The organism is Microbacterium meiriae, from assembly GCF_025143875.1.
GTDB lineage: Bacteria > Actinomycetota > Actinomycetes > Actinomycetales > Microbacteriaceae > Microbacterium > Microbacterium meiriae.
In genome coordinates, this window is sequence record NZ_JAMBDU010000011.1 from 1 (window position 1) to 12776 (window position 12776).

At 69.6% G+C, this 12776-nt stretch carries 17 protein-coding genes; 5 read left to right on the plus strand and 12 right to left on the minus strand.

Going from position 1 to position 12776, the window contains the following annotated elements; all coding sequences use genetic code 11:
* Positions 1-7: 7 nt before the first annotated feature.
* From M4D53_RS08440 to M4D53_RS08485, 10 genes are all read right to left on the minus strand, one after another.
* Positions 8-763 (minus strand): amino acid ABC transporter ATP-binding protein, encoded by a 756-nt coding sequence (locus tag M4D53_RS08440; RefSeq protein ID WP_259953425.1) that lies wholly within the window; start codon positions 761-763, stop codon positions 8-10.
* Positions 760-1557, minus strand: coding sequence for an amino acid ABC transporter permease (locus M4D53_RS08445; RefSeq protein WP_187663318.1), 798 nt, complete (start codon positions 1555-1557; stop codon positions 760-762). The genes M4D53_RS08440 and M4D53_RS08445 overlap by 4 nt, the downstream gene beginning before the upstream one ends.
* Before the next feature lie 34 nt (positions 1558-1591).
* Positions 1592-2404 carry a basic amino acid ABC transporter substrate-binding protein gene (locus M4D53_RS08450; RefSeq protein ID WP_187663317.1) on the minus strand — a complete coding sequence of 271 codons (813 nt, stop codon included), beginning with the start codon at positions 2402-2404 and terminating at the stop codon, positions 1592-1594.
* A 143-nt stretch (positions 2405-2547) separates the two neighbouring features.
* Complete coding sequence (locus M4D53_RS08455; protein ID WP_259953426.1) at positions 2548-2850, minus strand: Dabb family protein; 303 nt, start codon at positions 2848-2850, stop codon at positions 2548-2550.
* Complete coding sequence (locus tag M4D53_RS08460; protein ID WP_025104461.1) at positions 2847-3143, minus strand: glutaredoxin family protein; 297 nt, start codon at positions 3141-3143, stop codon at positions 2847-2849. The genes M4D53_RS08455 and M4D53_RS08460 overlap by 4 nt, the downstream gene beginning before the upstream one ends.
* Positions 3140-3442, minus strand: a complete 303-nt coding sequence (locus tag M4D53_RS08465; RefSeq protein ID WP_187663315.1) for a rhodanese-like domain-containing protein — start codon at positions 3440-3442, stop codon at positions 3140-3142. Before M4D53_RS08465 ends, M4D53_RS08460 begins: the two co-directional genes overlap by 4 nt.
* Before the next feature lie 79 nt (positions 3443-3521).
* On the minus strand, positions 3522-3620 hold the full coding sequence (locus M4D53_RS08470; RefSeq protein ID WP_003792170.1) for a 30S ribosomal protein bS22: 99 nt from the start codon (positions 3618-3620) through the stop codon (positions 3522-3524).
* Positions 3621-3734: 114 nt separating this feature from the next.
* Positions 3735-3926: a helix-turn-helix domain-containing protein gene (locus M4D53_RS08475; protein ID WP_025104463.1), complete on the minus strand. Its 192-nt coding sequence runs from the start codon at positions 3924-3926 to the stop codon at positions 3735-3737.
* Between the two features lie 75 nt (positions 3927-4001).
* Positions 4002-4928, minus strand: a complete 927-nt coding sequence (locus M4D53_RS08480; RefSeq protein WP_259953429.1) for a cyclase family protein — start codon at positions 4926-4928, stop codon at positions 4002-4004.
* A gap of 243 nt (positions 4929-5171) precedes the next feature.
* Positions 5172-5588 (minus strand): ArsR/SmtB family transcription factor, encoded by a 417-nt coding sequence (locus M4D53_RS08485; protein WP_187663313.1) that lies wholly within the window; start codon positions 5586-5588, stop codon positions 5172-5174.
* A 104-nt stretch (positions 5589-5692) separates the two neighbouring features.
* Here M4D53_RS08485 and M4D53_RS08490 point away from each other — a divergent pair, with 104 nt between their 5' ends.
* Genes M4D53_RS08490 through M4D53_RS08505 form a run of 4 tightly spaced genes read left to right on the plus strand, consistent with a single transcriptional unit; the run spans position 5693 to position 10195 of the window.
* Entirely contained in the window at positions 5693-7123 is a 1431-nt protein-coding gene (locus tag M4D53_RS08490; protein ID WP_187663312.1) for a TrkH family potassium uptake protein, read from the plus strand.
* Positions 7116-7787: a potassium channel family protein gene (locus M4D53_RS08495; RefSeq protein WP_025104470.1), complete on the plus strand. Its 672-nt coding sequence runs from the start codon at positions 7116-7118 to the stop codon at positions 7785-7787. Before M4D53_RS08490 ends, M4D53_RS08495 begins: the two co-directional genes overlap by 8 nt.
* A gap of 57 nt (positions 7788-7844) precedes the next feature.
* Positions 7845-8621, plus strand: coding sequence for an ABC transporter ATP-binding protein (locus tag M4D53_RS08500; protein ID WP_187663311.1), 777 nt, complete (start codon positions 7845-7847; stop codon positions 8619-8621).
* Complete coding sequence (locus tag M4D53_RS08505; RefSeq protein ID WP_259953434.1) at positions 8603-10195, plus strand: hypothetical protein; 1593 nt, start codon at positions 8603-8605, stop codon at positions 10193-10195. Before M4D53_RS08500 ends, M4D53_RS08505 begins: the two co-directional genes overlap by 19 nt.
* Positions 10196-10403: 208 nt before the next feature.
* Here the strand turns inward: M4D53_RS08505 and proC are convergent, their stop codons facing one another.
* The gene (gene proC, locus M4D53_RS08510; protein WP_259953436.1) at positions 10404-11243 is read right to left on the minus strand and encodes a pyrroline-5-carboxylate reductase; all 840 of its coding nucleotides are present in this window, start codon (positions 11241-11243) and stop codon (positions 10404-10406) included.
* 59 nt (positions 11244-11302) lie between these two features.
* Here proC and M4D53_RS08515 point away from each other — a divergent pair, with 59 nt between their 5' ends.
* Complete coding sequence (locus M4D53_RS08515) at positions 11303-12274, plus strand: cation diffusion facilitator family transporter (RefSeq protein ID WP_259953438.1); 972 nt, start codon at positions 11303-11305, stop codon at positions 12272-12274.
* Between the two features lie 4 nt (positions 12275-12278).
* Here the strand turns inward: M4D53_RS08515 and M4D53_RS08520 are convergent, their stop codons facing one another.
* Positions 12279-12734, minus strand: a complete 456-nt coding sequence (locus M4D53_RS08520) for a nucleoside deaminase (protein ID WP_259953440.1) — start codon at positions 12732-12734, stop codon at positions 12279-12281.
* Positions 12735-12776: the final 42 nt, after the last annotated feature.

Genomic DNA, 12776 nt, shown 5'->3' on the forward strand with positions numbered 1-12776 from the left:
GGAGAAGTTACAGGACGCGGGAGAGGAAGTCCTTCGTGCGCTGGTGCTGCGGATTCGCCAGCACCTCGCGGGGGTCGCCCTCCTCGACGATCTGTCCGCCGTCCATGAAGATCAGCCGCGAACCGACCTCGCGCGCGAAGCCCATCTCATGCGTGACGACGAGCATCGTCATGCCCTCATCGGCCAGCGACCGCATGACCTGCAGGACCTCGCCGACGAGCTCGGGGTCGAGGGCCGACGTGGGCTCGTCGAACAGCATCATGTCGGGGTTCATGCACAGCGCCCGCGCGATGGCCACCCGCTGCTGCTGTCCGCCGGACAGGTGCCCGGGGTACGCGTCGGCCTTCTCCGCGAGCCCGACGCGCTCGAGCATGGCGCGGGCCACCTTCTCCGCTTCGGCCTTCGAGCGTTTCTTGACCCGCTGCTGCGCGATCGTCAGGTTGCCGAGCACGCTGAGGTGCGGGAACAGGTTGAAGCTCTGGAACACCATCCCGATGCGGGTGCGCACGCGGTCGATGTCGATGTCGGGATCGGTGATGTCGATGCCCTCGATGAGCACCTTGCCGCCCGTGGGCTCCTCCAGGAGGTTCACGGAGCGGAGCAACGTCGACTTGCCCGACCCGGACGGGCCGATCACGCAGACGACCTCGCCGGCGAGCACCGTCAGGTCGATGCCCTTGAGCACCTCGTTGTCGCCGAAGCTCTTGTGCAGGTCCCGGATCGCGATCGCGGGGGCCTGCACGTCGATCAGGTCGGTGCTCATCGTGTCCTCGCCATCCGACGCTCCAGCCACGCGCTGAAACGCGTGAGCGGGATCGTCACGATCAGGTAGAGGATCGCCGCCATGATCAGCGGCGTTCCGTTGGCGTTCTGCGTGCTGGCGTCACGGGCGAAGGTCGTGAGTTCCTTCGACCAGATGAACGTGCCGACGACGAACAGCAGCGATGTGTCCTTCAGCAGCAGCACGAACTCGTTCGTCAGCGGCGGGATGATGATGCGGAAGCCCTGCGGCACGACGATCCAGAAGGTCGTCTTCATGGGCGACATGCCGAGCGATCGCGCGGCCTCGGTCTGCCCCTTCGGCACCGCCTGGAGTCCCGCGCGGATGGTCTCGGCCATGTACGCCGACGCCACGAGCACGAGACCGATCAGGCCGAGCACCACGGGACCGCCGAGCTCCTGCGCCCGCACGCCGAGCGCGATCGGCACGATGAACCCGATGGCGAAGATCGTGAGCAGGGCGGGGAGCCCGCGGAACAGTTCGATCCAGACGGTCGCGATCCACCGGAACGGACCGATCTCGGACAGCTTCATCAGCGCGAGGATCACGCCGAGGAGAAGGCCGCCGGCGAACGCCACCGCCGTGAACCACAGCGTGTTGACGAGCGCGGTCGTGATGATCCCCGGCAGCATCTTGGCTGCGACCTCGGGGTTGAAGAAGAGCTGCCCGAGCCGGGACCAGTCGGTGCTGAACGCGACCCAGACGGCGATCGCGATCAGCACCGCATAGACGGTGTACCGGTAGAGCTTCTGCTTGGTGGTGCGCCTCAACGCCATTGTCAAGGTCCTCCCGACCTCCGTGTTCCCCGGCTCAGTTCGCCGTGAAGTACTGGTCGTAGATCTTCTGGTACTCGCCGTTGTCCCTCAGGTCCTTGAGCGCACCGTTCACGGCGTCGAGGAGCTCGTCCTTCTCGCCCTTCGCGAACGCGAAGCCGTAGGACTCGTCGGTCTCGTAGGTCTCGACGATCTCGTACGCGGAGTCGGCCTTCTCGTGCTCGAGGTTGACGGGCTGGTCCTGCAGGATCGCGTCGATCTGCCCCGCCTGGATGGCCGGCCACAGCTCGCCGTCCGACGGGTACTGGACCAGCTGCGCGCCCTTAGCGTTCTCGGTCGCGTACGCCTCACCCGTCGTACCCTGCTGCACGCCGACGTTCTTGCCGTCGAGGTCGTCGATGGACGTGATGCCGGAATCGGTGCGCACGAGGAGCGACTGCAGCGAGTCGTAGTACGGGTCCGAGAAGTCGATGTTGGCCTTGCGCTCGTCAGTGATCGTCATGGCCGAGGCGCCGACGTCGCAGGTACCGGCGGCGAGGGTCGTGCCGGACTGCAGCGCGTCGAAGCCCACATCCTGCACCGAGAGCTCGAGGTCGAGCTGCTCGGCGATCGCGCCGAGGAGGTCGATGTCGAAGCCGGTGTACTCGCCGTCGTCACCCTCGAACTCGAACGGCGGGTAGGGGATGTCGGAGCAGACGGTGAGCGTGCCCGCCTCGACGAGGCCGTACTCGTCGCCCGCGGCGGGCTCGCCACTGCTGCCCGCGTCAGAGGAGCCGGTGGCGCATCCGGCGAGCGCGAGGGTGGCGGTGGCCGCGATCGCGAGGCCGGCGAAGAGGTTACGACGGGACATGTCGGCTCCTGAGAGTCGGGGGGCGGGTGCGCCCACGGACGGGTAGGAGTTCATCTAAACATGCGGCTCGTCGCGTGACCAATGACATCCCCTCGCGCCGCATCACGTTTGTGTTTCGGTGCCGCGGAGACGAGCCTCGACGCTCAGACCTCGGCGTCGACCGCCACGCGACCGGCGACGACCGAGCGGATGTACCCGGCGACCTCCTCGTGCGCGGGGTGCACCTGATACTGCTCGAGGTCCGCGACGGAGTCGAAGTCGGCGACCAGGGTGACGTCCCAGTTGGCGTCGGGGTACACGTCGTTCGCGCCGGCCCAGATGCTGCGCAACTGCGGTACGACGCCGTCGAGGGCGTTCAGACGCCGGGCGACCTCAGCCGCCTGAGCCTTCCGCTCCCCCGCGTCCTCCGCGGCCAGCTTCCAGGTCACGACATGGCGGATGGTCATCGCAGCTCCTTCTGGTCGGCGCGGGCCTCGGCGTCGACGGCTTCTTCCAGCGCCTCACGCAGGCGGTCGGGGGACACGCGCCAGTGCGCGTGCAGTCGCCCGTCGATGAGGACGACCGGGATCTTCTCCCACCACTGCTCGTACAGGGCGGGGTCGTCCTGGATCGACGCCTCGACGATCTGGATGCGCTCCGCGGCGGCATCCGGCAGCTCGGCGACGACCGCGTCGACGACCTCGGAGGCCACCGCGCACAGATGGCAGTCGGGCTTGCCGATGAGGGTCAGCGTCGTCACGACGACGGGACCTCGACCTCGCGTCCCTGCGCGATCCACTCGCCGGTGCCGCCCTCGACATTGGTGGCGTCGTAGCCGCGGGCCTCGAGCGCTTCGACCACACGGGCCGAGCGGCCGCCGGCCTGGCAGATCACGTCGAACGACTCCGCGGGAAGCTCTTCCAGGCGGTTGCCGATCTCGGACATCGGGATGTTCACGGCGCCGGGGACGTGTCCTGCCTGGAACTCGTTCACCTCCCGGACATCGATGAGGGGCGTGCCGGAGCGCTCGGCGAGTTCGGCGACGGTGATCGACTTCATGACATCCTCTCGGCGGTGCGGAACGGCGCGCAGAGACACAAAGCGCCCGTCCGAAGACAGGCGCTCGGTGTCTGGCCGCTTACTTCTTGTTGCGGCGCTGGTGGCGAGTCTTGCGAAGCAGCTTGCGGTGCTTCTTCTTCGCCATGCGCTTGCGGCGCTTCTTGATGACAGAACCCACGGAAACCTCACTAAGTCAGGGGCTGGGTGTCGCCGGAATCGGACACCCGGGTACGAGCACGAAAAATGCCTCGGATCATCCTAGCAAACTCAGGAGGGTGCCCCGCGCCCTCCGTCAGCCGGCGTCGGCGATGGGCCGCTGCAGAGCCTCCGCGACGGCGGACTCCGGCACGCGGTAGCTCCGTCCGAACCGGATGGCGGGAAGGTCACCGGCGTGCACGAGCCGGTACACGGTCATCTTAGACACGCGCATGAGCTCGGCGACTTCGGCCACCGTCAGGAATCGGACGTCTGGAACCTCGGGCATCCCACGTACCCCTTTCTCGATGAGCACACTCTATGGGGTCGCTGGGACGCGTGTAAACCCGCGTGACTGCTGTGATCAGTGAGATATCGGCATGGTCGCGAACGCCCGGACCGGGAACGTGCCGAACCCGCGGATCGCCGGAGGGGCCGCGGTGAACCGCGCCCCGCGCGCGGGGAGGCGGTCAAGAGCGGTGAGGTGCTCGACGACGTGCACGCCCGCTGCGAGGAGGATGCTGTGCGCGGGTCGCTCCCCGCCGCTCTCCGTGTCGTCGATGTTGAGCGCGTCGATGCCGACGAGGCGCACCCCGGCATCGACGAGGAATCGCGCGGCGTCCTCGGCGAGGAAGGGTGCGCCCGTGCCGTAGTCGAGGGTGCCGAACAAGCGGCTCCAGCCAGTGTCCAGGAGCACCGCGCTGCCGCGGAGCTCGCGGTCGGCGAGCGTCGCCGCCCTGATGCCCCGCCGTTGCGGCGTCCAGGCGTCGCGGAGGTGGAAGACCTCGGCGGGGAGATCCACGAGGGTCTCCAGGTCGAGCGCCGCCAGGTCCGCGCCGTCCGCATAGCGGTGGAACGGGGAGTCGAGGTAGGTCCCGGTGTTGCCGATCATCGTGATCACGTCCATCGCGAACTCCGTCCCCGGCGCGTAGCGCTCGCGAGAGGCCGCGCGGGTGAGGTGCGGGGTGATGCTCGGCGCGGGCAGCCCGGGATACGTGACCATGCCCTCGGCGATCGGGTGGCTCAGGTCGACGACTCGGTCGGCGCGATCTGCAGGAGCCGGTGCCGCGACGCCGCGGCTGCCCCGGTGCGGCTCGGAGACGATCTGCAGGTCGCGGAGCTCGACCCTGCCCACGAGCGTCAGGCCGAGGTGTGACACGAGCAGGCTCGAGACCTCCTCGGCCGTCATGTCCTTCCTCGGCAGATCGAGTCGGAAACCCTGCCCCTGCAGGCCGCCGCCGTTGGCGAAGGTGATCGCGAAGTCGAAGTGCGCGCGGTACTCGTCCGTCATGTGCCCATCCTGCCCGACGGGCTCCTCCGGAACGATGCGTGACCCGCCCTGCCCCGCCGGCACGCCGACGTCCAGCCCGCGCATAGCCCGCATTGCCCGATCGCTCAGACAGCCCTGCCAGTGTCGAGTGCAGGACCCGTGCCGGCACCTGCCGAGTCCGCGCGGATCTGGGGTCCGCACACCGCCCCCGACGGCATCCCCCCTGCCGTCGGGGGCGGTTCTCCGTCCGGGCGGGGCGTCGGGTCAGGCGCCGAGGCGCTTTAGCGCGTTGGCGACCACGTGCTTGGCGGATGCCGCTGCACGCCCGACGACCTCGGCCGCGTGCGCAGCACCGTCGGGGATCGGAGCGCCCGGGTATGCGATGTCCGGCGCGGTGTCGCCGAACGCGTCGACGAGGAACGGGACCAGCCAGTCGTCGACGGCCTCGAGCGGCGCGACGGACAGGCTGTAGAAACGGCGCTGGCCGTCTTCGCGGACGGTCACCAGCTCGGCGTCCCGGAGCACCTTGAGGTGCTTGGAGACCGTGGGCTGGCTGATGCCGAGGTCGGCGACGATCTGGCTCACGCTCGTGCCGGACTCGCCTTCGGACGTGCGGCGGAGCAGGAGCTGGAGGATGTCGCGCCTCGTACCGTCTGCGATCACGTCGAAGATGTCCGTCATGTGATCAGGGTAGTGCGCCCCGGCACGGAGTACCATGACGAAGGCTCGGCGAGAGGCGCCGTGCTGCCGCCGGGGAACGGACGGCGCAGAAGAAGGGGGCAGCGATGTCGGGCATCGTTTCGGCGTCGTCTCCTCGCACCGGTCTCCCCGGAGCCGCCGGCCGGGTGAAGCACCTCATCACCTCGTCGCCCTCCCGGTTCGCGATCGCCGTCTTCGCGCTGCTGATCCTCGTGTTCACGGTGCTGTTCTCGCTGCCGATCGCCTCCGCCAGCGGCACGGTGACACCGCTCAGCGATGCGCTCTTCACCGCCGTCTCCACGATCTGCGTGACGGGCCTCGCGACCGTCGACATGGCCAACCACTGGTCGCCCTTCGGCCACGTCGTCGTGTTCATCGGCGTCAACATCGGCGCCCTCGGCGTGCTGACCCTCGCCTCCCTCATGGGGATGCTCATCTCGAAGCGCCTCGGCCTGCGGGCCAAGCTCATGGCGGCCGGCGACACGAATCCGCTCCGCGCGCACGGCGGCGTGGTCAACGAGAGCCAGACGGTGCGCCTGGGCGAGGTGGGCCAGCTGCTTACCACGGTCGCCCTCTCCGCCCTCTTCATCGAAGCGGCCCTCGCCGCCCTCCTCTACCCGGCGCTGGTGATGGCGGGGGTGGACCCGATCGCCGCGCTCTGGGAGGCCCCGTACTTCTCGGCGATGGCGTTCACCAACACCGGCTTCGCACCGAACGACGGCGGAGTGGCCGTCTTCGCCGACGACTACCTCGTGCTGTCGCTGCTCATGGTCGGCGTGTTCCTCGGGAGCATCGGCTTCCCGGTGATCTACACGCTCGCGAAGCACGTCTGGCACGTCAAGCGCTGGTCGCTGCACTCGAAGCTCACCATCGTCACCACGGTGCTGCTGTTCATCCTCGGCGCGGCCGCCTTCCTGATCCTCGAGTACAACAACCCGAAGACCTTCGGCTCGATGGACGCCGCTGACACGACCTTCCAGGCGTTCTTCCTCTCCGCGATGACCCGCTCCGGCGGCTTCAACGTCATCGAGATGGACGACCTCAACGGCTCGTCGCTGCTCGCTGCCAGCATGCTCATGTTCGTCGGCGGCGGGTCCGCGTCGACGGCGGGCGGCATCAAGGTGACCACGCTCGCGGTCCTCGCGATCGCCGTCTGGTCCGAAGCGAAGGGCCGCCAGTCCGTCGAGGCGTTCGGCCGCCGCATCCCCAGCGACGTGCAGCGCGTCGCCCTCAGCGTCGTCGCCTGGGGTGCCACGATCGTCGCCCTGTCGACCATCGTGATCGCGCAGATCACCAAGGCCGACATCAGCCACGTGCTCTTCGACGTCATCTCCGCGTTCGGCACCGTCGGGCTCTCCACCGGCCTCACCGGGGAGCTGCCGGATTCCGCCTCGTACGTCATGGCCGCGACGATCTTCATGGGCCGCGTTGGTACAGTGACTCTCGCTGCGGCAGTCGCCGCGACATCGCGCACGCAGTACTACTCACTGCCCGTGGAAAGGCCGATCGTTGGTTGAAGTCCTTCGGGGGGACGCTCCCGTCCTCGTCATCGGTCTCGGCCGGTTCGGCGCCGCCTGCGCCGGCGAACTCGACCGCCTCGACCGCGAGGTGCTCGCGATCGACGACAACCTCGAGCTCGTGCAGAAGTGGTCGGACCGCGTCACGCACACCGTGCAGGCCGATGCGCGCAACATCGACGCGCTCCGTCAGATCGGCGCCCAGGACTTCCAGGTCGCGGTCGTCGCCGTCGGCTCCTCGATCGAGGCGTCGGTGCTCATCACGGCCAATCTCGTCGACCTCAAGGTGCCGCAGATCTGGGCCAAGGCCGTCTCTCAGTCGCACGGCAAGATCCTCGCCCGGGTGGGCGCCAACCACGTCATCTACCCCGAGCGCGAGGCCGGCGAGCGCGTCGCGCACCTCGTGAGCGGGCGCATGCTCGACTTCATCCGCTTCGACGACGACTTCGTCCTGGCCAAGATGTACCCGCCGAAGTTCATCCGCGGCGTCGGCCTGAACGAATCCGGTGTGCGCTCGAAGTACAAGGTCACGGTCGTCGGCGTGAAGAGCCCTGGCAAGCCGTTCCGGTACGCCGAGGCCAACACGATCGTGACCAACCACGACCTCATCATCGTCTCCGGGACGAACAGCGACATCGAGCGCTTCGCCGCCCTCGACCGCTGAACCGGGTCCTCCCCACGGCGGATGCGCCCGCCACGGCCGCCGTGGTGGGATGGGGGCATGAGCGATCACGCCCCCGCACCGCCCGTCCTCGCCCTCCGCGGGCTCCGCAAGCAGTTCGGGCAGAAGGTCGCCGTCGACGCGCTGTCCCTGGACGTCCCCGCAGGCTCGATGCTCGGGCTGCTCGGCCCGAACGGTGCGGGCAAGACGACGACGCTCGCCATGACCACGGGGCTCCTGCGCCCGGACGCCGGGACCGCCTGGGTGCTCGGCGCCGACGTCTGGCAGGACCCTGCCGCCGCGAAGGCGCGGATGGGGGTGCTCCCTGACGGCATCCGGATGCTCGACCGCCTCACCGGCGCCGAGCTGCTGCGGTACACCGGCCTGCTGCGCGGGATGCCGGAGGCGCAGGTCGTCTCCCGCTCCGGTGAGCTGCTCGACGCGCTCGGCCTGACGGAGGCCCGCGACACGCTCGTCGTCGACTACTCGGCCGGCATGAAGAAGAAGATCGGCCTGGCCTGCGCGCTCATCCACGCGCCGCGGCTGCTGATCCTCGACGAACCGCTCGAGGCGGTCGACCCGGTCTCCGGACAGACGATCCGGCAGATCCTCCGCTCCTTCGTGGACGGCGGCGGCACGGTCGTCCTCTCCAGCCACGTCATGGAGCTCGTCGAGTCGCTGTGCGACCGCGTCGCCATCGTCGCCGAGGGCCGCCTGCTGGCACACGGTGCGCTCGACGAGGTGCGCGCCGGGCTCACGCTGCAGGAGCGCTTCCTCACCCTCGTGGGCGCGCACGACCTCGGAACGGAGACGCTCGCGTGGTTGCGCTCCTCGTAGGCCTGCGGCTGCGACAGCTCGGACATCAGCTCAGGCGCAACCCCTGGATGATCGTGACCCTCGCGATCGTGGGTCTCATCGCGCTGAGCATGCTCGGGCTGCTCACCGTCGGGCTGATCGCCCTGCGGGTGGGAGCTCCCGACGCCGCCGTGACCGCGATGGTGCTCACCGGCGCCGTCATCGTGCTCGGGTGGTGGATCGGGTCGATCCTGGTCAGTGCGGACGACTCGCTGGCACCTGAGCGCTTCGCCCTGCTCCCGGTGACCGCCCGTTCTCTCCTCCCCGGACTGGTCGTGGCGGGGATGACGACGATCGGCGGCATCGGCACCGCCCTGGCCCTGCTGCTGATGCTCGTGGGATGGTCGGTCAGCGTTCCGGCCCTCCTCGTCGCGGTGCTCATGGTCCCGGTGGCCCTCGCGACCTGCGTCCTCGGCGCCCGCGTCGTCAGCGGTCTGCTCGCGGGGTGGCTCGCCCGTCGGCGGACGCGAGACCTCGTCCTCACCCTCGGCGTCGTGCTGCTGGCCTCCTCCGGCCTCCTCCTGAACATCGGGCTGCAGGCACTGTCGACCGTGCGCGACGTCGGCGGCGCCTTCACGACGGTCGCCGAGATCGCCGCGTGGACGCCGGTGGCGGCCGTGTTCGGGGTCCCGGCCGCGGTGGCACAGGGCGACGTGCTCACCGCCCTCCTGCGACTGCTCGTCGCCGCCGGCACCCTCGTCGTCTTCTGGGTCGCCGCGCGCCGGATGCTCGATGCGCGCCTGGTCGCGCCGCTGCAGTCGAGCGGCGGCGGACGCGTGCGCTCGGGCGGCCTGCTCGACCGCCTGCTCCCCGCGGGCCCCGTCGGTGCCATCGCGGGACGGACGCTCCGTTACTTCCGCCGCGATCCGCGTCAGGTCGTCAACATCGTGATGCTCCTGCTGCTCCCGGCGATCTTCCTCGGACTCGCGCTCATGAACGGAATGCAGCAGGACAGTGCCGGCTTCGCGCCCGCGATCACCCTCATTCCGGCGATCAACGCCCTCCTCGCCGGGAGCATCGTGCAGATGGCGATAGCCTACGACAACGACGCCGTCGCGCTGCACATCCTCACCGGGGTGAGCGGCGCGGCCGACCGCGTCGGACGGCTGCTCGGGTTCGCGCTGATCGCGGTGCCGATCACGGTCCTCCTCTGCGTCGCGAGCTGCCTGCTGGCCGGGCGTGCGGATCTGCTTCCGGGCAGCCTGGGCGCCGCTCTCGGGCTCATGGCGGTGTCGGCGGGAGCGGGGTCCTGGGTGGGGGCGTTCCTGCCGGGACGTGCTCCGGCACCCGAGGCCAACCCGTTCGGACGCGGCTCCTCCGGCGGCGCGCAGTCCTTCCTCGCGATGCTCATCATGTCCCCGATCACGCTGCTGCTCGGCGGCCCCGCCCTCGGCTTCGCGATCGCGTCGATCTGGATCCCGCCCCTGGGCTGGGCGAGCCTCGCGGCCGCCGTCGTCCTCGGGGGCGCGGCCCTCTGGGGCGGCACGGTGCTCGGCGGTCACGTCCTGCAACGGCGCTGGCCCGAGGTGCTCACCGAGGTCGCCAGCGACGCCTAGCCGCACGACACCTCGCCCACAACAGGAACTCGCGCGAGTTCAGGCTCCAGGAACACTGGCCGCCTGAACTCGCGTGGTCGCCTGCTCCCCGCCGCCCTCGCCACAACAGGCACTCGCGCGGGTTCAGGCTCCAGGAGTGCTGGCTGCCTGAACTCGCGTGAAAGCCTCCCTTCGCGGGATGGAAGCGCGCGAGAACAGGCAGGCGGGATCAGACGCCGGCGGCGAGCTCCTTCGCGCGAGCGAGGGCGGCGGCAGCAGCGGCGGCGAAGGTGTCGGACAGGTGCGCGTCCTGGAGCACGGCGACCGCGCGCTCCGTCGTCCCCTTCGGGCTCGTCACCCGGCGGCGGAGCTCCGCGGGGTCCTCCCCCGTCGAATCCAGCAGCGCGGTCGCGCCGATGAAGGTCTGCTCGGCCAGCAGACGGGCGTCCGTGTCGGCGAAGCCCATCTCCCGCGCGGCTGCGGTGAACTGTTCGATGAGGAGGAAGACGTACGCGGGACCGGAGCCCGAGATCGTCGAGAGCGCATCGATCTGCGACTCGGGGACCTCCACCACCGCGCCCACCGTCTCGAACAGACGACGCACGAGCGCGAGGTCGTCGGGGGTCGCCGCGGCGCCGGCCGCGAGCCCGGTGACCCCCTTGCGGATCGTCGACGGGGTGTTCGGCATGGAGCGGATGACGCGGGCTTCGGCACCGAGGACGTCGGCGAAGGTTTGCAGCGTGACACCCGCGGCGAGGCTCACCACGACGGTCTCCGCGGCCAGGTGCGGCGCGATCTCGCGCAGGAGGTCGGGGACCATCGCCGGCTTCACCCCGACCAGGACCACCCGTGCGCCGGCCACGGCCTCGGCGTTGCCCTCCGGCCGCTCGGACAGCGCGATGCTCGTGACGCCGTCGAGACCCGCGAACGCCGCCGCCTTCTCCGGCGTGCGGTTCGTGGCCGTGATCCCTCCCTGCACGGGGACGCCCGAGGCGAGTACGCCGCGGAGGATCGCTCCCCCCATCGATCCGGCACCGAGGAACGCGAGGGACGGGAGCGCATCAGCCATGTCGTCATCCTACGGCGGGCGCTCCTGTGGCGGCCGGGTCGCCGTCCTAGACTCGTCGCATGAGTGCATCCGGAGGCAGCAAGGCCATCGTCGCGGCGTTCCTGGCGAACCTGGGCATCGCCCTCGCGAAGTTCCTCGCGTGGGCTCTCTCCGGCTCGGCATCGATGCTCGCGGAGGCGATCCACTCCGTCGCCGACTCCGGCAACCAGCTGCTGCTGATGCTCGGCGGGCGCAAGGCGAAGCGCCATGCGGACCGTTCGCACCCGTTCGGCTACGGCCGCGAGCGCTACGTCTACGCCTTCGTCGTGTCGATCATCCTCTTCTCCGTCGGCGGGCTCTTCGCGATCTACGAGGGTGTGGACAAGCTGACCCATCCGCATGAGATCGATCAGACCTGGTGGTGGCTCCCCCTCGTCGTGCTGTTCATCGCGATCGGCCTGGAGTCGTTCTCGCTGCGCACCGCCGTGCGCGAGAGCAACGTCGTGCGCGAGAAGGGGCAGTCGTGGTTCTCCTTCGTACGACGGTCCAAGGCGCCGGAGCTCCCCGTCGTCCTCCTCGAGGACGTGGGTGCCCTCACCGGACTCACCTTCGCCCTGCTCGGCGTCGGTCTCACGCTGCTCACCGGCAACCCCGTCTTCGACGCCCTCGGCACGGTGATGATCGGCGTCCTGCTCGTGGTCATCGCGATCGTGCTGGGTGTGGAGACCAAGAGCCTGCTCGTCGGCGAGGGAGCGACTCCCGCCGACTACGACCGGATCGTGGACGCGATCAACGACGGCCCGGAGATCGAGAAGATCATCCACATGAAGACCCTCTACCTGGGGCCCGACGAGCTGATGGTCGCCGCGAAGATCGCGCTCAGCGCCGACAAGCCGCTGCGCGAGGTCGCCGACGACATCGACGAGATCGAGGCTCGCATCCGCGCCGCCGTGCCGGTCGCCCGGGTCGTCTACATCGAGCCGGACGTCTACCGTCCCGCGATCGATCCGGAGCCCTCGACGGACGTCTTCGTCCTCAAGTCCTCGGACTGAGCGTTCAGCGACGGTCCTCGAAGAAGGCCCGGAGCAGCGCGATGGACGCGTGCTCGTCCACGCCGCCGATCACCTCGGCGCGGTAGGGCAGGCGCCGGTCGCGCAGCACGTCGTACATCGATCCGGCCGCTCCCGCCTTGTCATCCCACGCGCCGAAGACCACGCGGCCGATGCGTGCCTGCAGGATCGCGCCGGCGCACATCACGCAGGGCTCGAGCGTGACGACGAGCGTGCAGCCGTCGAGATTCCACGATCCCCGGTGCGCCGCCGCAGCCCGGATGGCTTCGATCTCGGCGTGCCCGGTCGGATCGTGCGTGGTCTCGCGGGTGTTCCGTCCTTCCGCCAGGAAATTCCCGTCGGCATCGAGGACGACGGCGCCGACCGGGATCTCCGCGGCGTCCGCGGCCTCGGCGGCGAGCTCGAGGGCACGCTGCATCGCACGGCGGTCGGCGGCGGTCATGCCCCGAGCCTACGACAGCGCGCGGTGTCCGCCACGGCACCC

Excerpts from the sequence above, each read along its gene's own strand:
- M4D53_RS08515 (WP_259953438.1), top strand. The coding sequence starts at position 11,303 with ATGAGTGCATCCGGAGGCAGCAAGGCCATCGTCGCGGCGTTCCTGGCG.
- M4D53_RS08450 (WP_187663317.1), bottom strand. The coding sequence starts at position 2,404 with ATGTCCCGTCGTAACCTCTTCGCCGGCCTCGCGATCGCGGCCACCGCC.
- M4D53_RS08490 (WP_187663312.1), top strand. The coding sequence starts at position 5,693 with ATGTCGGGCATCGTTTCGGCGTCGTCTCCTCGCACCGGTCTCCCCGGA.
- M4D53_RS08520 (WP_259953440.1), bottom strand. The coding sequence starts at position 12,734 with ATGACCGCCGCCGACCGCCGTGCGATGCAGCGTGCCCTCGAGCTCGCC.
- proC (WP_259953436.1), bottom strand. The coding sequence starts at position 11,243 with ATGGCTGATGCGCTCCCGTCCCTCGCGTTCCTCGGTGCCGGATCGATG.
- M4D53_RS08445 (WP_187663318.1), bottom strand. The coding sequence starts at position 1,557 with ATGGCGTTGAGGCGCACCACCAAGCAGAAGCTCTACCGGTACACCGTC.
- M4D53_RS08485 (WP_187663313.1), bottom strand. The coding sequence starts at position 5,588 with ATGACGGACATCTTCGACGTGATCGCAGACGGTACGAGGCGCGACATC.
- M4D53_RS08440 (WP_259953425.1), bottom strand. The coding sequence starts at position 763 with ATGAGCACCGACCTGATCGACGTGCAGGCCCCCGCGATCGCGATCCGG.
- M4D53_RS08475 (WP_025104463.1), bottom strand. The coding sequence starts at position 3,926 with ATGCCCGAGGTTCCAGACGTCCGATTCCTGACGGTGGCCGAAGTCGCC.
- M4D53_RS08500 (WP_187663311.1), top strand. The coding sequence starts at position 7,845 with ATGAGCGATCACGCCCCCGCACCGCCCGTCCTCGCCCTCCGCGGGCTC.
- M4D53_RS08465 (WP_187663315.1), bottom strand. The coding sequence starts at position 3,442 with ATGAAGTCGATCACCGTCGCCGAACTCGCCGAGCGCTCCGGCACGCCC.
- M4D53_RS08480 (WP_259953429.1), bottom strand. The coding sequence starts at position 4,928 with ATGACGGACGAGTACCGCGCGCACTTCGACTTCGCGATCACCTTCGCC.
- M4D53_RS08455 (WP_259953426.1), bottom strand. The coding sequence starts at position 2,850 with ATGACCATCCGCCATGTCGTGACCTGGAAGCTGGCCGCGGAGGACGCG.